At 64.2% G+C, this 22330-nt stretch carries 18 protein-coding genes and 1 riboswitch; of the genes, 8 read left to right on the forward strand and 10 right to left on the reverse strand.

The window, feature by feature from the left end; translation table 11 throughout:
• Window positions 1-17 precede the first annotated feature (17 nt).
• Complete coding sequence (locus ACW9TV_RS10040) at window positions 18-1661, forward strand: amidohydrolase family protein (protein WP_494303340.1); 1644 nt, start codon at window positions 18-20, stop codon at window positions 1659-1661.
• A 122-nt stretch (window positions 1662-1783) separates the two neighbouring features.
• Window positions 1784-3388, forward strand: a complete 1605-nt coding sequence (locus tag ACW9TV_RS10045; protein ID WP_494303341.1) for an amidohydrolase family protein — start codon at window positions 1784-1786, stop codon at window positions 3386-3388.
• Window positions 3389-3407: 19 nt separating this feature from the next.
• On the opposite strand, the gene ACW9TV_RS10050 is transcribed toward ACW9TV_RS10045, so the two are convergent.
• Window positions 3408-3863 (reverse strand): Lrp/AsnC ligand binding domain-containing protein, encoded by a 456-nt coding sequence (locus ACW9TV_RS10050; protein WP_494303342.1) that lies wholly within the window; start codon window positions 3861-3863, stop codon window positions 3408-3410.
• Between the two features lie 77 nt (window positions 3864-3940).
• Between ACW9TV_RS10050 and ACW9TV_RS10055 the strand changes: the two genes are divergently transcribed.
• Entirely contained in the window at window positions 3941-5338 is a 1398-nt protein-coding gene (locus ACW9TV_RS10055; RefSeq protein ID WP_494303343.1) for an amino acid permease, read from the forward strand.
• Window positions 5339-5455: 117 nt separating this feature from the next.
• Window positions 5456-8596 (forward strand): bifunctional proline dehydrogenase/L-glutamate gamma-semialdehyde dehydrogenase PutA, encoded by a 3141-nt coding sequence (gene putA / locus ACW9TV_RS10060; RefSeq protein ID WP_494303344.1) that lies wholly within the window; start codon window positions 5456-5458, stop codon window positions 8594-8596.
• 7 nt (window positions 8597-8603) lie between these two features.
• On the opposite strand, the gene ACW9TV_RS10065 is transcribed toward putA, so the two are convergent.
• Genes ACW9TV_RS10065 through ACW9TV_RS10075 form a run of 3 tightly spaced genes read right to left on the reverse strand, consistent with a single transcriptional unit; the run spans window position 8604 to window position 10311 of the window.
• Complete coding sequence (locus ACW9TV_RS10065) at window positions 8604-8768, reverse strand: hypothetical protein (RefSeq protein WP_494303345.1); 165 nt, start codon at window positions 8766-8768, stop codon at window positions 8604-8606.
• On the reverse strand, window positions 8765-9535 hold the full coding sequence (locus tag ACW9TV_RS10070) for an MBL fold metallo-hydrolase (protein ID WP_494303346.1): 771 nt from the start codon (window positions 9533-9535) through the stop codon (window positions 8765-8767). The genes ACW9TV_RS10065 and ACW9TV_RS10070 overlap by 4 nt, the downstream gene beginning before the upstream one ends.
• Window positions 9535-10311, reverse strand: a complete 777-nt coding sequence (locus ACW9TV_RS10075) for a TatD family hydrolase (RefSeq protein ID WP_494303347.1) — start codon at window positions 10309-10311, stop codon at window positions 9535-9537. Before ACW9TV_RS10075 ends, ACW9TV_RS10070 begins: the two co-directional genes overlap by 1 nt.
• Window positions 10312-10374: 63 nt before the next feature.
• Between ACW9TV_RS10075 and nhaA the strand changes: the two genes are divergently transcribed.
• Entirely contained in the window at window positions 10375-11571 is a 1197-nt protein-coding gene (gene nhaA / locus ACW9TV_RS10080) for a Na+/H+ antiporter NhaA (protein ID WP_494303348.1), read from the forward strand.
• Between the two features lie 12 nt (window positions 11572-11583).
• On the opposite strand, the gene metG is transcribed toward nhaA, so the two are convergent.
• Window positions 11584-13119, reverse strand: a complete 1536-nt coding sequence (gene metG / locus ACW9TV_RS10085) for a methionine--tRNA ligase (RefSeq protein WP_494303349.1) — start codon at window positions 13117-13119, stop codon at window positions 11584-11586.
• The gene (locus tag ACW9TV_RS10090) at window positions 13116-14048 is read right to left on the reverse strand and encodes a DNA polymerase III delta subunit-related protein (protein ID WP_494303350.1); all 933 of its coding nucleotides are present in this window, start codon (window positions 14046-14048) and stop codon (window positions 13116-13118) included. The genes metG and ACW9TV_RS10090 overlap by 4 nt, the downstream gene beginning before the upstream one ends.
• Before the next feature lie 60 nt (window positions 14049-14108).
• Window positions 14109-14218: riboswitch (TPP riboswitch) on the forward strand.
• A gap of 38 nt (window positions 14219-14256) precedes the next feature.
• Between ACW9TV_RS10090 and thiC the strand changes: the two genes are divergently transcribed.
• On the forward strand, window positions 14257-16146 hold the full coding sequence (thiC, locus tag ACW9TV_RS10095; RefSeq protein ID WP_494303351.1) for a phosphomethylpyrimidine synthase ThiC: 1890 nt from the start codon (window positions 14257-14259) through the stop codon (window positions 16144-16146).
• Here the strand turns inward: thiC and rnk are convergent.
• Window positions 16121-16522 carry a nucleoside diphosphate kinase regulator gene (gene rnk, locus ACW9TV_RS10100; RefSeq protein WP_494303352.1) on the reverse strand — a complete coding sequence of 134 codons (402 nt, stop codon included), beginning with the start codon at window positions 16520-16522 and terminating at the stop codon, window positions 16121-16123. The genes thiC and rnk overlap by 26 nt on opposite strands.
• Before the next feature lie 465 nt (window positions 16523-16987).
• Here rnk and ACW9TV_RS10105 point away from each other — a divergent pair, with 465 nt between their 5' ends.
• Window positions 16988-18568 carry a DUF389 domain-containing protein gene (locus tag ACW9TV_RS10105; RefSeq protein ID WP_494303353.1) on the forward strand — a complete coding sequence of 527 codons (1581 nt, stop codon included), beginning with the start codon at window positions 16988-16990 and terminating at the stop codon, window positions 18566-18568.
• Window positions 18569-18608: 40 nt separating this feature from the next.
• On the opposite strand, the gene clpX is transcribed toward ACW9TV_RS10105, so the two are convergent.
• From clpX to clpP, 3 genes are all read right to left on the reverse strand, one after another.
• The gene (clpX, locus tag ACW9TV_RS10110; RefSeq protein WP_494303354.1) at window positions 18609-19859 is read right to left on the reverse strand and encodes an ATP-dependent Clp protease ATP-binding subunit ClpX; all 1251 of its coding nucleotides are present in this window, start codon (window positions 19857-19859) and stop codon (window positions 18609-18611) included.
• Window positions 19860-20023: 164 nt separating this feature from the next.
• Window positions 20024-20599 (reverse strand): GNAT family N-acetyltransferase, encoded by a 576-nt coding sequence (locus ACW9TV_RS10115; protein ID WP_494303355.1) that lies wholly within the window; start codon window positions 20597-20599, stop codon window positions 20024-20026.
• Between the two features lie 3 nt (window positions 20600-20602).
• Window positions 20603-21322, reverse strand: coding sequence for an ATP-dependent Clp endopeptidase proteolytic subunit ClpP (gene clpP, locus ACW9TV_RS10120; protein ID WP_494303356.1), 720 nt, complete (start codon window positions 21320-21322; stop codon window positions 20603-20605).
• 140 nt (window positions 21323-21462) lie between these two features.
• Between clpP and ACW9TV_RS10125 the strand changes: the two genes are divergently transcribed.
• On the forward strand, window positions 21463-22233 hold the full coding sequence (locus ACW9TV_RS10125; protein WP_494303357.1) for a transglycosylase SLT domain-containing protein: 771 nt from the start codon (window positions 21463-21465) through the stop codon (window positions 22231-22233).
• Window positions 22234-22330 lie beyond the last annotated feature (97 nt).

Genomic DNA, 22330 nt, shown 5'->3' on the forward strand with positions numbered 1-22330 from the left:
CTTGAAAGGTGAAATTCATGCGCCTTGCGAAACTTCTGTCCCCGAAGCTGCTGTGCGCAGCCTCGCTGATCGCTTCTGTCGCGGCCGCTCCGCTGCTTGCGGCCACCAATGTCCCTGCCCCGCCCCGCAAGCAGGACGAAGGCGTGGGCCCGTTCAACCGGATGGTCATCCGCGGCGCGACATTGATCGATGGCTCCGGCGCGCCGCCGCGCGGCCCTGTCGACATTGTCGTGGAACGAAACCGGATCGTGGAAATCCGCCAGGCGGGCACACCCGGTCTTCCCATGCAGGCCGGGCGGGAACCCCGGAATGTCGATTATGAACTGGATGCGACCGGCATGTACGTGATGCCGGGCTTTATCGACATGCACGTCCATGCCTCCGGCGACGACAAGGCCCCGGACATGAGCTATTCCTACAAGCTCTGGCTGGCGCATGGCGTGACGACCGTTCGTGGGGTCGGCCTGGCACCGATGGACATCTCCCTGTCCGAACAGCGGCGCTCGGCAGCGAACCAGATCGTCGCGCCCCGGATCTTCACCTGCGCTCGCCCGGGTGAAGGCGGTGGATGGGCGAAGAAGCCCACCGACACCCCAGCCACGATGCGGTCCTGGGTGCAATATGCCGCGAAGGCAGGGATCGATTGCATCAAGTTCGGAATCGGCGTCGATCAGGGCCCCGAAGCCTACAAGGCGGCGCTTGATGAAGCGAAGAAGCTGGGAATCGGCACCGTCACCCACCACTCGCAGATCGGCGTGCCGCGCATGAATGCCCGCCAGTCGGGCGAAGCCGGGCTCGGAACAGTGACCCACTATTATGGTCACTTCGAATCCCTCTTGAAGAATTACAAGATTCAGCCACTCACGCCGGAATATAATTTCAACGACGAACAATATCGCTTCGGTGAAGTTGCCGACATCTGGAATGAAATATATGAACCAGGCTCAGAGCAATGGTTCGAGTATCTTAAATTCCAGAAGGAGCATAATGTTACCTTTGATCCGACGATGACAATCTATCTCGCAAGCCGAGATTTGTCGCGGGCCAGGAACGATGAGTGGCACGACACATACACGATGCCGCAGCTCTGGGAATTCTTCCAGTCCAGCCGGATCAATCACGGCAGCTACTTCTTTGACTGGACAACGCGGCGCGAGGTGCAGTGGCGCAACTTCTACCAGCGCTTCATGCGGCTCCTCAACGATTACAAGAATATGGGCGGCCGCGTGACTGTCGGCACCGATTCCGGCTTCATCTTCAAGACCTATGGTTTCGGTTATCCCGAAGAACTGGAACTGCTGCAGGAAGCGGGCTTCAACCCGCATGAGGTGATCCAGGCAGCCACGCTGAACGGCGCGCTCACGCTCTATGAACCCAAGGGAGTTGTGGATCCGCCGATCGGTCAGGTGCGTGTGGGCAAACTCGCCGATCTGGTGATCGTGAAGGAAAACCCGCTGCAGAATTTCAAGACGCTTTACGGCACGGGCACCCTTCGCCTGAACGAGAAAACACAAAAGCTGGAACGTGTCGGCGGGGTATCCTACACGGTGAAGGATGGAATCGTATACGACGCCAAGAAGCTGCTGGCCGATGTTGCCGAGCAGGTGAAGGAAGAGAAGCGCAAGCGGGGCCTGCCCGAACAGGGCGTACCGCGCAGTTGACGCCGCCGGCGCAGGCCGGCCTCCCGTCGGGTCGCGGCCGGCCTGCAAGGCGTACAGGATGAATCAAGGGGATAAGAATGCGGAAGTTGACGTGGAAGCGAGGCGCCCTTCTGGCTGGCGCGATGGTTGCTCTTCAGCTGGCGGCCACGCCGGCACTGGCCCAGGCCCAGAAAGTGCAGGGTGCGCCCGCCCGCACGGCCGAGGAAAGCATGGGGCCCTTCCGCAAGCTGGTGATCCGCAACGTGACCCTGATCGACGGCACCGGCGCACCGCCGCGCAGCCGCTTCGACATCGTGATCGAAGGCAACCGCATCACCTCCGTCAAGCAGTCCGGCTGGCCCGGCCTGCCCTCCAAACCCGGCCGGGAACCAACGGACGCCGATCATGAGATCGATGGAACCGGCATGTATGTGATGCCTGGCTTCACCGACATGCACGTCCACCTGCCCGGCCCGGACAAGGCGCCCGACGCCTCCTACGCCTACAAGCTGTGGCTTGCACATGGCGTGACGACGGTTCGTGGCGTCCCGCTGGCCACCAACGATGTGGCGGTCTCCGAAAAGGCCCGCTCCGCTCGTAACGAAATCGCCGCGCCGCGCATTTTCAACTACCAGACGCCCGGTTCGGGCTGGTCCGGCGGCACGGTGGACAGCGTCGCCAAGGCGCGCGCCTGGGTGCAATGGGCGGCCAAGAACGGGATCGACGGCATCAAGTTCTTCAACGCCCCGAACGAGACGCCGGAGATCTTCGCTGCGCTGATCGACGAAGCACACAAGAACCGCATGGGCACCACCGCCCACCTGTCGCAGATGGGGGTCGCCAATTTCAACGCACGTCAGGCGGCGGCTGCCGGGCTCGACACGATCACCCACTATTACGGCCATATGGAATCCCTGCTGAAGGATCGCACGATCCAGGATTTCCCGGCCGATTACGATTACAACAACGAACAGCACCGCTTCGGCGAAGTGGCTGAAATCTGGAATCAGGTGTACGAGCCCGGCTCGCCCGAATGGAAAGCCTATCTGGAGGACCAGAAGAAGACTGGCGTCGCCTTCGACCCCACCTTCAACATCTACGCGGCCTCCCGCGATCTGATGCGCGCGCGCACGGCTGAATGGCACTCGACCTACACCACGCCACAGCTCTGGAGCTACTTCCAGTCCTCGCGTGACAATCACGGCAGCTACTTCTTCGACTGGTCAACCGAGAATGAGTTCGCCTGGAAGAAGTTCTATGGCCGTTTCTTCAATATCGTGAATGACTACAAGAATATCGGTGGACGTGTGACCGTCGGCACCGACAGCGGCTTCATCTACAAGACCTACGGGTTCGGCTATGTCGAAGAACTTGAGCTTCTGCGCGAGGCGGGCTTCTCGCCCCTCGAGATCATCCGTTCGGCGACGATGTGGGGCGCGGACAATCTCTACAAGCATCTGGGCGGAAACGCCCCGATGGGCGTCGTGCGTCCGGGAATGCTGGCGGACCTGGTGATCACCACCGAAAACCCGTTGCAGAACCTGAAGACTCTCTATGGCACCAAGGCCCTGCGCCTCGACGACAAGACCGGCAAGCTGGAGCGTGTTGGTGGCGTTCGCTACACCATCAAGGACGGGATCATCTATGATGCCCCCAAGCTGCTGGAGCAGGTCGCGACGATGGTGAAGTCCGAACGGGCGCGCCTGTCCGCGCCCATCCCGAACGATCCGGTCGCTGCAAGGCCCTGATGATGGAAAGCCGGGACGGTCAGATTGGAATGGCCGTCCCGGATTTCACTTCTTCCAGAACCGCATAGGTGCGGGTTTCACGGACCCCAGGCATGGTGGTGAGCGAATCCCCAAGGAAGCGGCGATAGGCGGCCATGTCGGCCACGCGAACTTTAAGAAGATAATCGAAACCACCTGCAACCATATGACATTCCATGATTTCAGGCATGCGCTTCATCGCATCAGCGAACTGCTCGAACACATTGTTCGTTGTGCGGTCGAGCAGGACTTCGATGAAGACGAGCAACGATCGGTTCAGAAGCGCCGGGTCCAGAAGGGCGACAATCCCCTTCACATAGCCCTGCTCTCGAAGCTTGCGGAGACGATCGAAGCAGGCCGAGGGCGAGATGCCGGATGCGGCCGCCAGTTCCTGATAGGTAATGCGTCCGTCCGCTTGCAGCGTTCGAAGAATATTCCGGTCAATCACATCAAGCATCGAAGATCCTCCGGAATGCACATCTACAATCGATATGCCGCCGGGAAAAGCCCTTTCATCGGTGTTGGAGAGATCGCATGAGCTGGAACAGTCGCAAATCCTTCGGATCCGTCGCCGATGTGCATGAACATCATCGTCTCACGCCCAGCCTCAGCTGGCCGCATCTGGTCGGGCTCGGCGTGGGCGCGATCGTCGGAACCGGCATCCTCACCCTGATCGGCGTCGGCGCCGACAAGGCCGGGCCGTCCGTGATCCTCTCCTTCGTGATCGCCGGCCTGATCTGCGCCTGCGCCGCGCTCTGCTACGCCGAAATGGCCGTGATGATCCCGGCATCTGGCAGCGCCTACACCTACAGCTATGTCGTGATCGGCGAACTGTTCGCCTGGATCATCGGGTGGAGCCTGATCCTGGAATACAGCCTCGTCGTCAGCGCTGTCGCCGTCGGCTGGTCAGGCTATGCCGCGCCGCTTCTGCAGGCGACATTCGCAATACCAATGGAATTCATGCAGGCGCCAGAGCTTGGCGGCCTCATCAACCTGCCGGCGATCCTGATCATCGGCGTCGTGGCCGGGTTGCTGATGGTCGGCACCAGAGAAAGCGCCACGCTCAACGCCTTCTTGGTTGTCGTGAAGATCGTGGCGCTGATCGTGTTCGTGGCCGTTGCCATGCCTGCCTTCAATTCCGCCAATCTCCAGCCCTTCATGCCCTTCGGCTTCGCGAAGTCCATGGGCCCCGACGGGGTGGAACGCGGCGTGATGGCGGCGGCCGCCATCATCTTCTTCGCCTTCTACGGCTTCGACGCCATCGCCACGGCGGCGGAAGAGACGAAGGATCCGGGCCGCAACCTGCCGCGCGGGATCGTCGGCTCGATGATCGCCTGCATCCTCATCTACATGGCGGTCGCCGCGGTCGCGGTGGGCGCCCTGCCCTTCCAGCAATTTGCAAACAGCCCCGAACCGCTCGCGCTGATCCTGCGCGAACTGAACAAGCCCTGGGCTGCAACCTATCTCGCCGGCTCGGCGGTGATCGCTCTCCCCACAGTGATCCTCGCCTTTTTTTATGGTCAAAGCCGCATCTTCTTCGTCATGGCGCGCGACGGTCTGCTGCCGCGCGGCATGGCGAAGGTGTCGAAGCGTGGCACGCCAGTGCGGATCACCCTGTTCACCGCCGTTCTCGTCGCGGTGATCGCAGGGTTGTTCCCGCTGGCGGAGATCGCGGCCCTGGCCAATGCCGGCACGCTCGCGGCCTTTGTCGCCGTTGCCATCTGCATGCTCGTGATGCGCAGGCGGGAACCCGATGCCCATCGGCTGTTCCGCACGCCGGCCGCGCCGCTGGTGGGCGGTATCGCGATCCTGGGCTGCCTCTATCTGTTCATCAGCCTGCCCGGCACTACCCAGATCTATTTCCTGATCTGGAACCTGGTGGGGCTGCTCCTCTACGCCCTCTTCGCGCGACGGCGCAGCCGCGCGGCCTGATATGATATTCGACATTTTCCTCAAACGCCGGACAGATTCCGAGATTCTCAAAAAGATGGCAAAAGACTTCCTGTATTGATCCCGTTATATGGAGATCGTTCGGTATCGGAGATCATGATGTCTGCTTATTCCCCCCAGCCGACTCCGTCGGGGTCGGCTGCCCCCCTGTCCGCCCTGTCCTGGGATCCGCTGGACGACGGCAAATACGCCGATGAACAGAAGGTCGTGCGCGACCTGCTCGGCTCCAGCCCCCTGTCCGTCCGAGAGCGGCAGGATATCGTGGCCTCGGCCACGAAGCTCGTCGAACAGGCCCGGAAATCGAACAAGAAGCAGGGCGTGGTGGAAAGCTTCCTCCAGCAGTTCTCGCTGGGCACCCAGGAAGGTCTTGCGCTCATGTGCCTCGCTGAGGCGCTGCTGCGCATCCCGGACGCGAAAACGAAAAGCCTGCTGATCTCCGAGAAGATTTCCGCCGGAGACTGGGAGGCCCATCTGGGCCAGTCGGACAGCCTGCTGGTGAACGCGTCCACCTGGGGGCTCATGCTGACCCAGCGCTTCGTCGATGTCGATGCAGAGGCAAAGAAGGATCCCGTCGCCTGGATGCGCCGCATCACAGGGCAGCTGGGGCAGCCTGTCGTGCGCACAGCGGTGGGAACGGCCGTCCGCATCATGGGCGAGCAGTTCGTCATGGGCCGCACGATCGGGGATGCGCTGAAGCGCGCCGAAAAGGAAAAGACGCTCTGTTCCTTCGACATGCTCGGCGAAGGCGCCCGCACCGAAGCGGATGCCGCGCGGTATGAGCGCATCTATAACGACGCCATTGTCGCGGTGGGGGAAGCGCGCGGCGGACGCCTGCCGCCGGAAGACGGCCATGGCGTCTCGGTCAAGCTCTCCGCGCTCTGCCCGCGCTATCAGGCCGTCCAGGAAGAACGCGTCTGGGAAACGCTCTATCCGCGCCTGCGCCGGCTCGCGGAATCCGCGGCCGGCTACAATCTCAATCTCACCATCGATGCCGAGGAAGCCGATCGCCTCGTCCTCTCCCTGAAACTGGTCGATCGCCTGTCACGCGAAGAATCGCTTGGCGAATGGACAGGCCTCGGCGTGGTCGTGCAGGCCTATCAGAAGCGGGCCGTGGATGTCATCGCGGCGCTGAAGGCGCTGTCCCTGTCCAGCGGGCGCCGGCTGATGGTGCGCCTGGTGAAGGGCGCCTACTGGGATACGGAAATCAAGCTGGCGCAGATGAACGGCCGGCCGGACTATCCCGTGTTCACCACCAAGCCGGCCACGGATCTGAACTATCTGGTTGCAGCCGAAGCGCTGATCCTTGCGGCCCCGCACCTCTATCCCCAGTTCGCCACCCACAATGCGCACACGCTGGTCGCTGTCGGTCACATGGCGGAACGGCGCGGCGTGCGCATCGAACACCAGCGCCTGCATGGCATGGGCGAAGCGCTGTACGAAGCTGCGGGCCTGGCCCAGAAGGTGCGGGCCTACGCCCCCGTGGGCAGCCATGAAGAACTGCTGCCCTATCTTGTGCGACGCCTGCTGGAAAACGGCGCCAACTCCAGCTTTGTCCATGCCCTGCTGGATGAACGTGTGCCGGCTGCAATGGTGGTGGCCGATCCGATCTCGGCCGTCGAATCCGCCCCGGGGCGTCATCCGAAGATCCCGACGCCCGCCGATCTCTATGGCCAGCACCGGCTGAACCCGCTGGGCCGGGATTACAGCATCCGGGCCGCCCGTGACGTGGCGGCGGCGGCGACCGCCTCGCTGGGAACCATCATCGCCGGTCCGATCATCGGCGGCGAGCTGGTGACGACAGCCCCCTCCGTACCGATCGCGAGCCCGGCCGACACCGATAGCCTGGCCGGCTTGGTCCATCCGTCGACAACTGCCGACATCGATCGCGCCGCCGGCCTCGCCAGAGAGGCTTTCCCGTCATGGGATGAAGCCGGCGGGCCTGCCCGTGCCGCAGTGCTTCGCCGCACCGCGGATCTGCTCGAGGCCGATATGGACCGGCTGGTGGCGCTGCTGTCGCGGGAAGGCGGCAAGACGCTGAACGACGGCGTCGCCGAAGTGCGGGAAGCGGTTGATTTCTGTCGCTATTATGCCCGCCTCGCCGAACGGCAGTTCGGGGCGGCAAAGGCCCTGCCCGGGCCTGTCGGGGAAACCAATTCGCTGGCGCTTGCCGGCCGCGGCACCTTCGTCTGCATTTCTCCCTGGAACTTCCCGCTGGCGATCTTCACCGGTCAGGTGGCGGCTGCGCTGGCCGCGGGCAACGCGGTTCTTGCAAAGCCGGCGGAACAGACTCCGCTGATCGCGGCAGAGGCAGTGCGCGCATTCCACAACGCGGGCCTTGATCCGCGTCTGCTGGCACTGCTGCCCGGCGATGGCGCCACCGTCGGCGCGGCGCTCGTCTCGCATCCACAGGTGGATGGAGTCGCCTTCACCGGCGGCACGGAAACGGCCTGGGCCATCAACCGATCCCTGGCGGCGCGCCCCGGTCCCATCCTGCCCTTCATCGCGGAAACCGGCGGCCTCAATGCCATGTTCGTCGATACGTCCGCCTTGAAGGAACAGGTGGTGGACGATGTGCTGCTGTCGGCCTTCGGATCGGCCGGCCAGCGCTGTTCTGCGCTGCGCATCCTCTATCTCCCGGACGAATCGGCGGATCTGCTGATCGAAACCCTGCTGGGCGCGATGGAGGAGTTGCAGATCGGCGATCCGGCCGATCCGCGCACCGATGTCGGCCCGGTCATCGATGCAGACGCGCGCACGGCGCTTGAAACCCACCTCGCCCGGCTCCGGCAGGAAGCCCGGATTCTCGGCAGACTCGAACCCGGCGCGGCCCTGACGAAAGGCAGCTTCTTCGGACCGGTCATCGCCGAAATCCCGTCCCCCGATTTCCTCGAGCGAGAGGTGTTCGGTCCGATCCTGCATGTCTACCGCTACAAGGCCGATGAACTGGACGAGATCGGCAGGCGCCTGGCCGCGCGCGGCTATGGCCTTACGCTGGGCATCCACAGCCGCACGGATCGCTTCGTCGAACGCATTCGCGCGCTGGTGCCAGCGGGCAACTGCTATGTGAACCGGTCCATGACAGGCGCAGTCGTTGGCGTGCAGCCTTTTGGCGGAGAAGGGCTTTCCGGCACCGGCCCCAAGGCCGGCGGTCCGCATGCGCTGATCCGCTACGCCACAGAACGGACGCTTACGGTGAACATCGCGGCAACCGGCGGTGACCCAGCCATCCTGAACCTCTGACGGCCGTTCAGTAGCCCAGATACTTCAGGATCAGCACCAGGCCCAGAATGATGGCGGTCCAGATGCCCAGCATCTGGGCCACCTTCGTCGGCCCGAGCGCATTCAAGCGGCGCCAGTTCAGCGCCAGGATCAGCGCAAGGCTGGCCAGCAGGCTCACAAGGGCGAAGGTCATGCCGTAGCCTCCCAGATGCGGCCGTCCCAGCCGGGGCTGATCCGGGGTGGAAGTTCCGCCACCAGTTCGTCATGGTCCATGCTCTGGTCCATGTGGGTCAACCAGGCTTCGCGCGGCTGCACCCGCCCGATCCAGTCCAGGGTCTTCGCCAGATGGCTGTGGGTGGGATGCGGGTTGCGCCGAAGGGCATCGACCACCCACAGGTCCAGCCCTTCCAGCAAGGGCCAGCTTTCAGCCGGAAAATCGCTGACGTCGGTGGAATAGGCGATGGAAACGCCTTCCGCTTCAAAGCGATAGCCAATGGAATATATGGGCCCATGATGCTGCCGGAACGGGCGGACGGTGATCGGCCCGAACTGCATCACATCCCGGATCAGATGCGCCTTCGCTGTTGGCGGATACCCCTGCCTGCCAGCGAACACATAGCGGAATCGCGTCCGAAGGCCGGCCCGCGTCGCCTCATCCATATAGCAGTCGATTTCCGTGCCCGACGCATGGAACAACGGCCTTAGATCGTCGATGCCATGGCTGTGATCGGCATGGTCATGGGTGTACAGAACGGCGGTCAGCCAGTCGACACGCGCATCCAGCAACTGTTCGCGCAGATCCGGCCCGGTATCGACCAGCAGCCGGGTATCTCCCGCCTCCACCAGGATGGAAACCCGCCGCCGCCGGTTGCGCGGGTTGGCGGGATCGCAACGTCCCCAGTCGCTGCCGATGCGCGGCACACCCGAAGACGTGCCACAGCCCAGCATCACCAGTCGCATCAGAAATCCATTTTAGAAAAAAGTTTCAGTGTGTTTCTGCCCGTTGTTTCCATCAGTTCTTCGGCTTCCACGCCCCGCAGCCCTGCCAGAAACGCCGCCGTGTGCGCCACATGGGCCGGCTCGCAGACCTTGCCGCGCATCGGCACAGGCGCAAGGAAGGGCGCATCGGTTTCGATCAGCAGACGATCGGCGGGAATGGTCTTTGCCGTCTCCTGCAGGTCGCGGGCATTCTTGAATGTGACGATGCCCGACAGCGACACATAGGCCCCCAGCTCCAGGCAGGCGGCCGCCAGACGCGCCGATCCGGTGAAGCAGTGGATCACCATGGGAAAGGCGCCCTTCCCCGTTTCGCGGCCCAGCATCTCGATGGTGTCGTCTTCCGCATCGCGCGTATGCACCACAAGCGGCAACTGCGTCTCGCGCGCGGCAGCGATATGAGACAGGAACGAACGGCGCTGCCGCTCCCTGTCCGACTTGTCATAGTAATAATCCAGGCCGGATTCCCCGATGCCCACCACTTTCGGATGCGCTGCCGCAGCGACAAGCCTTGCCGTGTCGATATCCGGGTGCTGGTCCGCCTCATGCGGGTGAATGCCCACGGTCGCAAACACCCCGGCATGCCGCTCCGCGCCGGCGATCACGTCCGCCCATTCCTTCTCCCGCGTGGAGATGGAAATCATGGCCGACAGCCCGGCCTGCCGCGCCCGCTCGATCACGCCCGCCTCATCCTCGACAAGGCCCGGATAGTTCAGGTGGCAATGGGAATCGATCAGCATGGATCTCATGTGGCCTGTCCGGTTCCGGGTTTCAATCTCGGCGCGACAGGCTAGAAACTGCATATGCTGCGCAAGATCCCTTCAGAGGCCTGGCCCGGAATCGTCCTTCTGCTCTCGGCCGTCACCGCCATGGTCATCGCCAATTCCGCCTGGGCGCCGATGCAGAGCGAGCTTCTGCAAAGTGTCGGCACCGTCAGCTTCGGCAGCCTCGAAATCTCCATGACGCTGACAGAGTGGGTGAAAAACCTGCTGATGGCGATCTTCTTCTTCTACGTCGGGCTGGAACTGAAGCGCGAGTTGACGGAAGGTGCACTCTCCAGCGTCTCGACCGCCATGCTGCCCCTGGTCGCGGCGCTGGGCGGGGTTCTTCTGCCGGCCGGCATCTATCTGCTTGTCACCCGCGGCACCGGCTTCGAACATGGCTGGGCCATTCCCGCCGCCACGGACATCGCCTTTGCGCTGGGCGTCGTGGCGCTGCTGGGCAGCCGCGTGCCGGCCGCCATGAAGGTGTTCCTGCTGGCCATTGCCGTGGTGGACGATCTGATCGCCATTCTGGTGATCGCCTTTTTCTATACCGAAACCCTGCACATCGGCTGGCTGGCCGGCGTGGCAGCCTTCTACATCCCGATGCTGGTCCTCACCCGCCGCCGGAAGAACTGGCACGGCATGTACATGCTTCTGGCGATGCCCATGTGGGTGTGCATGCAGATGTCGGGCGTGAACCCCACGATCGCGGGCGTGCTGGCGGCTCTGGCCATCCCGATGCGCAACGATCAGGGCGAATCCCTGCTGATCGATCTGGAACACAGCATGCGTCCCTATGTACATTATGGGGTGATGCCGGCCTTCGCGCTCGCCAGCGCCGGTGCGGCCGTGGGCAGCGGGTTCGCCGCCGCCGTCGCGCATCCCGTCAGCATCGGTATCGGGCTGGGCCTGATCCTCGGCAAGCCGGTCGGAATCACGCTCGGCACGCTGCTGGGCGGCTTCCTGTTCAAGGCGAAGCGGCCGGGCTCCCTGCCCTCCATCATCGGCATGGGCTGCGTCGCCGGCATCGGCTTCACCATGAGCCTGTTTATCGGAAAGCTCGCCTTCCACGGGAACGGTGTGGAACTGGCCGTGAAGATGGGTGTCTATGGCGGCTCGCTGGTGTCGGCAGTGCTGGGCCTTGCGATCCTGGCCTTCGTGCACCGCGCCCCCACGTCCGATGCCGACGAAGCCGACATCTTCACCGGCGGCGGAGACGCTGCGCACTTCCGCTAGGCGCGCGCAGCATCAGCTTTCGTCGTCGACGGGCTCCACCCAGCGCGGGAACACGCCCTGCGGCGCCGGCAACGGCGTGCCCGGCACAAGACGGGCATCAAACGCGCCGAAACTGCGGGCTTCCTCCGCAACTGCCAGCTGATCCAACATCTTCGCGGCGCTTTCCGGCATGGCCGGCTGCACCAGCAACGCAAGGCGGCGGATGCACTCGGCGGCATGGTACAGCACGACGTCGGCACGTGCCGGGTCGCTCTTTCGCAAGGCCCAGGGGGCCATTTCGTTCAGATAGGCGTTCACCGCGCCCACCCGCGCCCAGATGGCATCCAGCGCCACATCGGGCCGCACTTCGGCATGTGCCGCACGGGCCTCTGCCAGCATCCCGGAAACCGCCGCCATCAGCGCCGCATCCGCCTCGGTCGCGGGTCCGTCGGCGGGCACTGCGCCGCCGCAGTTCTTGGCGATCATGCTCAGCGTCCGCTGCGCAAGGTTGCCCAGGTCGTTCGCCAGGTCGGCGTTGATCCGCCGTCCGATGGCCTCATGGCTCCATTCGCCATCCTGCCCGAACTGGATCGCCCGCAGCAGGTAATAACGCAGGGGGTCCACTCCGAAGGTATCGGACAGACCCATCGGCTCCACGATGTTGCCCAGCGATTTCGACATCTTCGCACCGCGATTCAGCACGAATCCATGGCCGAAAACCTTCTTCGGCAGCGGCAGCCCGGCGGACATCAGGAAGGCCGGCCAGTAGATGGCGTGGAAGCGCACCACATCCTTGCCGATCACATGCAGGTCGGCCGGCCATTTCGCCTCCCACCCGGCGGCTGGCCAGCCCGAAGGGGTCAGGTAATTGGTCAGCGCGTCCAGCCACACATACATCACATGGCCCGGCGAATCCGGCACGGGCACGCCCCAGTCGAAGCTGGTGCGGCTGATGGAAAGGTCTTTCAACCCTCTCTCAACAAACGCCCGCATCTCGTTCATTCGATTGGAAGGCTGAACGAAATTCGGCTGTTCCGCATACAGCTTCAGAAGCGGCTCCTGATAGCGGGACAGGCGGAAGAACCAGCTTTCCTCGACAGTCCAGGCCACTTCGGTCCCGGTTGGCGCCAGCTTCGTGCCGTCGTCGGCCACGATCAGCTCGTCCTCGTCGAAATAGGCCTCGTCCCGGACGGAGTACCAGCCCTCATACCGATCGAGATAGATGTCGCCGGCCTCCACCAGCCTGCGCCACAATGCCTGCACCACGGCCTTGTGGTCCGGATCGGTCGTGCGGATGAAACGGTCCCGGCTGATGTTCAGCCGGTCGCACATGGCAATGAAGTGCTGAACCATGCCGTCGACGAACTGCTGCGGCTCAACCCCTTCCTTGCGCGCAGCCTGGGCGATCTTCAGCCCATGCTCGTCCGTTCCGGTCATGAAGAAGGTATCGCGCCCGTCGAGCCGGGCGAAGCGCGCCAGCCAGTCCGTGGCGATCACCTCATAGGCGTGTCCGATATGCGGCCGCCCGTTCGGATAGGAAATTGCAGTCGTGACGAAATAACGGCTCATCTTGGTTCCTGGATGCGCCCGGCCCGGGCGACGATGTCAGCCAGGGCCATTGCCACCTGTGCCCTGTCATAGGCAAGGCGCACGGCATCCCGGGCGAGGGCCTCCGCCTCTGCGTACAGATCCAGAAGGCGCGGATCGGGGCTCCTCCTCGCCGCCCGCGCCAGGCGCTGGGGAACCAGCGCCAGCAGCGCCTGCAGCTTCGGCCCGGCCGCCTGCGGCTGCACGCTGCGCGCCAGCACAGAGGCGTCACCACCTGCAGCGATCCGGTCCAGCGCCGTGTCCAGACCGGCGATGTCCGCACCGGCAAGCGCCGTAACCGAACCGGGCGCCCCGCGTGCGATCGCCACCATCGAATCGATCTCGGCGGCACCAAAGCCGTTCTCGCCATCGTCCAGCACCTGCCGGACCTCCGCGGCGCTCAGGGGGAACAGCCGCAGCATGCGGCAGCGCGATCGGATCGTGGGCAGCAGCCGCGCCGGCGCATGGCTGACCAGCAGATAGACAGTCTTTTGCCTCGGCTCTTCAAGTTCCTTCAGGAAGGCATTGGCAGTATTCGAATTCATGTCGTCGATCGAATCCACGATCAACGTCCGCCAACCTGCGATCGCCGGATAGCTGTGCAGGAAATCCCCCAGATCCCGCACCTGGTCGATCACGATGGATTCGGTGGCGCTGCCCTTCCCCTCCACGGGCGGCGTCAGGATGCGGTGATCGGGGTGCGAACCGGCCGCCACCAGTTGCGCGGCAGGATCATCGGCGGGGGTTTCGCCCGGCCCCGTGCCGCCGCTCAGCAGTTTCAGTGCAGCCCAGTCGGCAAAGCGCCGCTTGCCGATACCTCTGGGCCCGGCCAGCAGCCAGGCATGGTGCATCCGCCCGGATCCAACGGCATCCAGGAACATCTGGCGGGGCTGGGCGTGGCCGATCAGCATCGCGCATGCCGTCGCATTCCGGCGCGGGTTTGCCAAGCCGGTGTTTGCGGGATACACCGTCCCTTGTCCCCGGGGGGCCGCTGACGCGCGGCTGAGAGGGAAGCAGCAGCTTCCGACCCGCTGAACCTGATCCGGTTGACACCGGCGGAGGGAGGGAGCGGCAAAGAGAGTGGCCCGCCTTCCATCCGAATTTTCTGGAGGAACGCACATGGCCGATATCCCCTCGCATCTGGAAACGGCAAACGTCACCACCGGGCCGTTGCCCGCTTCGCGCAAGATCCATGTCGCCGGCCGGTTGCACCCCGGAATCCGCGTTCCCCTGCGCGAAATCGCGTTGGAGCCCAGCGCCAAGGAACCGCCCGTCCGCGTCTATGACACCACCGGGCCCTACACCGATCCGAATGCCCGCATCGACATCAACGCCGGCCTCCCCAAGCTTCGCACCAGCTGGATCGAAGCCAGGGGCGACGTGGAACGCTATGAAGGCCGGCAGGTGAAGCCCGAAGACAATGGCCTTTCGCGCGCCGGCAAGCGCGAGGTGAAGCCCTTCCCCGCCCCCAACCTCAATCCGCTGCGCGCAAAGCCCGGCAAGGCCGTCACGCAGATGGCCTATGCAAAGGCCGGCATCATCACGCCGGAAATGGAATTCGTCGCCATCCGCGAGAACCTGGGCCGGGCGGAAGCGCTGAAGGCCGCCAGCGGCGGCGAAAGCTTCGGCGCCGCCATCCCCGATTTCGTCACACCGGAATTCGTCCGGGATGAAATCGCGCGCGGCCGCGCCATCATCCCGGCCAACATCAATCATCCGGAACTTGAACCGATGATCATCGGCCGCAACTTCCTGGTGAAGATCAACGCCAACATCGGCAATTCGGCCGTTGCCTCCTCGGTCGCGGAAGAGGTCGAGAAGATGGTCTGGGCGATCCGCTGGGGCGCCGACACGGTCATGGACCTCTCCACCGGCCGCAACATCCACGACACGCGCGAATGGATCCTCCGGAACTCGCCCGTTCCGATCGGCACCGTCCCCATCTACCAGGCGCTGGAAAAGGTGGGCGGCATCGCAGAGGATCTGACCTGGGAGATTTTCCGTGACACGCTGATCGAGCAGGCCGAACAGGGCGTGGATTATTTCACAATCCACGCAGGCGTTCGTCTTCCCTATATTCCCCTTACTGCAAAGCGTGTTACGGGCATTGTTTCGCGTGGCGGATCAATTCTGGCCAAATGGTGCCTCGCCCACCACCAGGAGAATTTCCTCTACACCCACTTCGCCGAGATCTGCGAAATCCTGCGCGCCTATGACATCAGCTTCAGCCTGGGCGATGGCCTGCGCCCCGGTTCCATCGCGGATGCGAACGACGAAGCGCAGTTCGCCGAACTGCACACGCTGGGCGAACTCACGAAGATCGCCTGGGACATGGACTGCCAGGTGATGATCGAAGGCCCCGGCCATGTGCCGATGCACAAGATCAAGGTGAACATGGACAAGCAGCTGGAAGCCTGCGGCGAAGCCCCCTTCTACACGCTGGGGCCGCTCACCACCGACATCGCACCCGGCTATGATCACATCACCTCGGGCATCGGTGCGGCGATGATCGGCTGGTTCGGCACAGCCATGCTCTGCTACGTCACCCCCAAGGAGCATCTGGGCCTGCCCGACCGCGACGATGTGAAGGTGGGGGTCATCACCTACAAGCTGGCGGCCCACGCCGCCGACCTCGCCAAGGGTCATCCCGCCGCCCAGCTCCGGGATGATGCGCTATCCCGCGCCCGCTTCGAATTCCGCTGGCGCGACCAGTTCAACCTCAGCCTGGATCCGGAAACGGCGGAAAAGTTCCACGATGCCACGCTGCCAGCCGAAGGCGCAAAGACAGCGCACTTCTGCTCGATGTGCGGCCCGAAGTTCTGCAGCATGAAGATCACGCAGGAGGTGCGCGATTTCGCGATGAAACAGAACCAGCCGGCCGACGGGTTCATTGCCGCCGACACGGCAGAGGAAGGCATGGCACGGATGAGCGAAACCTTCCGAGCCCATGGCGGAGAGATCTACCTGCCGGCCGAGGAGGATGTCACCCCGCCTGTTCGACCTGCCTGATCTCCAGCAGCCGCTTTCGGCCTTCACGATCCGGCCACAGGATCGACTGGCCCGCCTTCAGGCCAATCAGGCCCGCGCCGACAGGCGTCAGAATGGAAATCCGCCCCGCGTCGATATCGGCGTCGGGCGGATACACCAGCGTCACGCGCCGCTCCGTTCCGGTCGCGGTATCGACGAACGACACGGTCGAATTCATCGTCACCACGTCCGAGCCGATCCGCCCGGCCTTGTGCAGGGTGGCGCGCTCGATCTCGCTCAGCAGCAGTTCGCTCACCTGGGGCAGCCGCTCCTCCACGTTCAGGGCCAGGTTGGTCAGCTTCTCCGCCTCGTCCTCCAGCATGTGAACGGACGGGCGCGTGCGCTTCGATGTCGTCATGGAAAATGCTCCGGGGCCGGCACGGAAATGGCCGGATAATGCGTCCAGATCCTGGACTTGTTTACGGATGGATGTGCGCCCCGAGCCCGGAGCGCGCGCTTCGGTACCCGGGGCTACGCCCTTGCCGGAATCTGGCCCGCGTGAAGATGGAAGCGCATCAGCATCGCTTGAACATGGGTCGAACGAGCCCGGAAGTCAATTCGCCCCCCCATGTGCCCCCCTCGCGACAAGGCTCGCACCCCAGCCCCCGCTCATCCCCCACGGGCCAGAGCACAACATCATACAACTGCCCCGGCCACAGGATCCCGAGGCAGGATAGGCGGTAAGAGAAGATGTCCACAGAGCAGGATCGCGGGCCCTGACGGGCGCATTCCGGTTCAACCTTTCCTGTGCTAGCACAAAGGCATGGCTGATAATGCTGCAGATGTTCCATCCGGTCAGGTGCCGCCTCGACAAGCCCGCCTGTTGCGAAAGCTGAAGGTGTGGCATCGCCGCGCCATCGTGCGCGGCGTGGATCACCCCACGGTTCTGGCTCGGGTGCATGGCGAATCGCACTGGTCGGGCCGTTATGCGTTCATGATCGCGATGTCGGCCGGGATCGCCATTCTTGGCCTGCTGCTGTCGTCCCCGGCCGTCATCATCGGGGCGATGCTGATTTCGCCGCTTATGGCGCCGATCATCGGGCTCGGCTTCGCGCTGGCCACCTTCGATTGGGAAGAGGTTCGCGCCAGCCTGCTCGCCCTGTTTGCGGGCACGCTGCTGGCGGTCGCCTTCACGGCCGGGATCGTCCTGCTGTCGCCCCTGCAGGACATCACGCCGGAAATCCTCGCCCGAACCCGCCCCAATCTGTTCGATCTTCTCGTGGCTGTCTTTTCGGCCCTCGCGGGCGGCTATGCCACCGTCCGCGGGCGGGGCGAAACGATCGTCGGCGTCGCCATCGCCACTGCGCTGATGCCGCCGCTGGCGGTCGTCGGCTTCGGCCTCGCGACAGGCAACATGCTGATCTTCAGCGGGGCCTTCACACTGTTCCTTACGAACTTCATCGCCATTTCCCTGTCGGCCACGCTGACCGCCCGTTTCTACGGCTTCGGATCCGGCCTGTCCCCTCGCCAGACGCGGGCGCAGGCGCTGGCCTTGCTGGTGGTGCTGGCGGCGCTGGCCGTGCCGCTGGGGCTGTCGCTGAAGCAGATCGCGTGGGAGGCCTGGGCCACCCGGGCCGCACGGCGGGCCGTGCAGGCGGAATTCGGCGATGCAAGCCGAATCGCCAGCCTTGACCCCACATTCAGCGGCGACAAGGTGGCATTCCGGGCAACCGTCTTCACGGATCGGCTGCACGACAAGGCCGATCCCGATCTCGAACGGCGCCTGTCCGCCGCACTGGGCGTGCCGGTCAGCCTGCAACTCAGCCAGATTCTCGTGAATCAGGGCAACGGCCAGCGCGCCGCCCTGGAACGGGCGCAGGCGACAGCGGCGACAACGGCACAGGATGATCGGCTCATCCGTGCGGACATGGCCGCACGCCTCGCGCTTGTGGCCAATGTACCGGTCGAAGCTGTAACGGTCGATCCTGTCTCCCGCGTCGCAACCGCCCAGGTGGAACCGGGCCGCTCGCTGACAGATCTGATGCAGTCGGAATTCCGGCTGCAAGAGGATTCGCCCGGCTGGATCGTGCGCATCCTGCCGCCCGCCGGCCCGCTGCCGGATCTTCCGGTCGATGCCGAAGGTCTGACCGAAGCGGATGGCCCGGCCCTGGATGCCATTGCCTGGGCACTCACCCGACGCGGCACGAACAGCGCCCGCCTCACGCCAAGGCGCCTGCAGCGCGAACCACTGCCCCGCACGATCGCGCGTGGTCAGGCCGTGGCGGAAGCGCTCCGGTCGCGCGGCATCCTGGTCGAGACCGCACCGCTCGCTGCGGCCGATACCCTGCTCGAACGCGAGCAGGGCCTTGCCGCGGCGCGCAGCGTCCGCATCGAACCGCTTGCACCCGCCACGCCGCCGACCCGGCCGGAACCGGCAGGAGAAAGGCCCGTCGCCGCAGGGTGACGGGCCTTCCGGCAGTCTGATTTCGGAACCGGCCCGCCGGTCAGGCGGCCTTGTCCGCCCGCAGCAACTGAACAGGCGGTTTCAGCCCCTTCACGACATCGCCATCGATGGAGACTTCCTCCACCGTGTCCATGCCGGGCAATTCGAACATGGTATCCAGCAGGATGCCCTCCAGAATGGAGCGCAGGCCCCGTGCGCCAGTGCGCCGCTCGATCGCCCGTTTGGCGATTTCCGAAAGCGCATCCTCCGTGAAGGTCAGCTTCACACCCTCCATCTCGAACAGGCGGGCATATTGCTTCGACAGCGCGTTCTTCGGTTCCGTCAGGATCTTGATCAGCGCCGGTTCGTCCAGATCCTCCAGCGTCGCGATCACGGGCAGACGGCCGACGAACTCCGGGATCAGGCCGAACTTCAGCAGATCCTCCGGCTCGCACTGGCGCAGCACTTCCCCCGTACGCCGTTCATCCGGTGCGGAAACATGCGCGCCAAAGCCTATGGATTTGCCCTGCAATCTGTCAGAGATGATCCTGTCCAGTCCGGCAAAGGCGCCGCCGCAGATGAACAGGATGTTGGTGGTGTCCACCTGCAGGAATTCCTGCTGCGGATGCTTGCGCCCACCCTGAGGCGGCACGCTGGCGGTGGTGCCCTCCATGATCTTCAGCAGCGCCTGCTGCACACCCTCTCCGCTCACGTCGCGGGTGATGGAGGGGTTGTCGGCCTTGCGGGAAATCTTGTCGATCTCATCGATATAGACGATCCCGCGCTGGGCGCGCTCGACATTGTAGTCGCTCGCCTGCAGCAGCTTCAGGATGATGTTCTCCACATCCTCGCCCACATAGCCGGCTTCGGTCAGCGTGGTGGCATCGGCCATTGTGAAGGGCACATCCAGAATGCGTGCAAGCGTCTGCGCCAGCAGCGTCTTGCCGCAGCCCGTGGGGCCGACCAGCAGGATGTTGGACTTCGCCAGTTCAACCTCTGCGCCCTTCCCACCATGGGCCAGGCGCTTGTAGTGATTGTGAACCGCGACAGAGAGAACCCGCTTGGCGTAGCTCTGGCCGATCACATAATCGTCCAGAACCTTCATGATCTCGCGCGGGGTGGGCACGCCGTCACGCGTTTTCACCAGCGCGTTCTTCGTTTCCTCGCGGATGATGTCGTTGCACAGCTCGACACACTCGTCGCAGATGAAGACGGTCGGCCCGGCAATCAGCTTCTTCACCTCGTGCTGACTCTTTCCGCAGAAGGAGCAGTAGAGGATGTTCTTCCCGTCGCCGTTGGATACCTTGGTCATAATCTCTCTTTCAGCCGCACGACGAAAGGACATGGGCATTCGCTTAAGTTAGCGCAGATTCCCTCTCCCGCAAGTGCGAAAGCCGCCAATCTGCAACGGTCGGCGATCGCGAAAGTGGTATGGGGCACGCCATCGGTCTGCCAATGGTCTGGCAAGGCACGGATTTACCGGGCCGGTCGCCACATCGCATGCATCGGCGGGCTTGCGCCCGCCTGAATCTCCGCCGTCACGCGAAAGCCGAACCGTTCATACAGCGGCACATTGCGCGGATTGGTGCTTTCCAGATAGGCCGGCATCCCTTCGGCATCGACCATCGCCAGCGAAGCCGCCAGCAGGGCCGATCCCACACCCTGCCCCTGCGCGGCCGGATCGACACCCACGAACGGCAGATACCAGTGCGGAACCTCCGGGTGATGCATCGCCATCTGGCCGAACACCTCGGGCGCATCCTCCGGCATGGCAAGGTCCGCCAGCGCCGCGCCGAGCGCATCCATGTCCGGCCCGGTTCCGGGTTTCAGCCAGAGCGCAGCGCCCTTGCCGCCTGCCGCCACAAAGCCAGCACCATCAGCTCCGCCAAGACCACCCATGTGCCTCAGCGCAAAGCCGAAAAGCGCCAGATACTGGGCAGGATCAGCGAATACCCACCGCGTGAAGGGATCGGAGGCGAAAGCGGTCGTCAGGCATGCCTGCGCGAGGTCGCCCTGCACCTCGGTCTCGATCCTCAGCACGGCGGGCGGCACGGATCAGGCCGCCTTCAGTTCGCCTTCAGCCGGCGTCGGGCGCTTTTCCATCACTTCGTCCACCAGCCCGAAGGCCTTGGCCTCCTCGGCCGACATGAACTTGTCGCGCTCCATCGCATTCTCGATTTCCTCCAGCGGCTTGCCGGTGAATTTCGCATAGAGGCTGTTCATGTGCGCGCGGATGCGGATGATCTCGCGGGCCTGGATCTCGATGTCGGTCGCCTGGCCCTGCGCACCGCCCGAAGGCTGGTGCACCATGATGCGGGCGTTCGCCAGGCTGACGCGCATGCCGGGCTCCCCTGCTGCCAGCAGGAACGAGCCCATCGAAGCAGCCTGCCCGATGCAGACAGTTCCAACCTTCGGCCGGATATACTGCATGGTATCGTAGATCGCCATGCCGCTGGTGATCACGCCGCCCGGTGAATTGATGTACATGAAGATGTCTTTCTTGGGGTTTTCCGCCTCAAGAAAGAGAAGCTGGGCCACGATCAGGGACGCCATATTGTCCTCGATCGGCCCGTTCACGAAAACGATCCGCTCGCGCAGCAGGCGCGAGAAGATGTCGAAGCTGCGTTCCCCGCGGCTCGATTGCTCGATCACGATGGGGACAAGGCCGGCCTGCGGGGAAACGCCCCCGAAATGCCCGCCCTGCGAGCTCTGGCCGGGGATGAGGTTCGCGCGAAGCGCGGCGGTGGGGTCCATCAGGAACTGGTCGCGGTCCATGGCAGGTTAAGTCGGACGTCCCCGTTGCGGCGTCAAGCCCCTCAGCCGGCTTTTCACGGCACCGCCCTGCCCGCTTCAGATATATCCGCTTTGGCGGCAACTCTGCCCTGAGGTCGATGTTTGCTTGCTAAGGGGCAAGCATGTCTGTCCGCGCGCTAGCAGACCTGTCGTCTGGCCCGGTTTCCGGGGCTGCCCGTGCCGTGCTGCCGGCGCTGGCGGCCGCCGCTAGTCGGACAGGGGTGGATTTCACCGCGCTCTACAAGACTGCCCGCCTCGAATCCGGCTTCAATCCCGCGGCAAAGGCGCGCACATCCTCCGCCACGGGTCTGTTCCAGTTCATCGACAGCAGCTGGCTGAACATGCTTGCGCGTCATGGCGCCCGCCACGGTCTGGCACCCGCCTCCCGCGCGGAGGCGCTGGCATTGCGCAATGATCCCGCAGCCGCCAGCCTGATGGCGGCCGAACATATGGCGGACAATGCCCGGCTGCTGGAATCGCGCCTGGGTCGTGAAGCGGGGCCGACGGATCTGTATCTGGCGCATTTCCTTGGGCCTGGCGGGGCGGTCCGCTTCCTTCAGGCCCTGCAGGCGGCGCCGGATCAGGCTGCCGCCACGCTGCTGCCCGCAGCCGCAAGGGCAAACCGGGCAATCTTCTTCGACGCAGGGCAGCCCCGATCCCTGTCAGAGGTTCACCAGCTTCTTGCCGGTCGCATGGAATCCGCCGAATCGCCTGCCGGATACCAAGTCACCGCCATCCGGCCATCCGGCCCTGCCACGCAGCCATCCGGCACCGGCACCGGGCCCGTAGAGGTGGCAGGCGGACTCTCCGGAGACGGCGCAGCCGGGCAGGCCAGAGGCGCCGTTCAGATGGCGCGGCTCGCCTATCTCCTGCTGGCGGACATGGGGGCCTAGCGCGTGGCGGCCTGGGTTCCCGGCCTTGCCTTTTCCCGGCTGACGGGCATCGCCGGCCGTTCCGGTCTTTCAGGCTTCGCCGGTCGTATCCTGCTGC

This window comes from Sandaracinobacter sp. T42, assembly GCF_059115405.1.